This window comes from Halomonas sp. SIMBA_159 (assembly GCF_046536035.1).
Classification (GTDB): domain Bacteria; phylum Pseudomonadota; class Gammaproteobacteria; order Pseudomonadales; family Halomonadaceae; genus Vreelandella; species Vreelandella venusta_A.
Map to the genome: position 1 here is coordinate 1 of NZ_JAWJBT010000708.1, position 267 is coordinate 267.

Here is a 267-nt window from a genome sequence, read left to right on the forward strand (position 1 = left end):
GTTTAAGTTTGCAGTAGATATTTTGACACTACATCCATCGTATATGTTTCCCACATACTCATTAAGAAGCTGCAAAACTCGCTGTCTAATATCTATTGAAAACTTACTCTTTGCTTCCTTGTCTAAAGCATTAAATAAATTCTTTTGGACAATGGTTAGACTTGCTAAGTATGTATTTAGGTTGCTTAAAACATTGTCTTTTTCCTTGAGAATGGTTGAATATGCATTACACAAGTAATCTAAATCAGCTTGTTTATTTAATGTGAC

1 protein-coding gene is annotated in these 267 nt (G+C 31.5%); it reads right to left on the reverse strand.

Annotated features, from left to right (window positions below):
* Positions 1 to 267, reverse strand: a 267-nt coding sequence (locus R0J87_RS21035) for a hypothetical protein (protein ID WP_498888703.1), incomplete at both ends; no start/stop codon positions are given.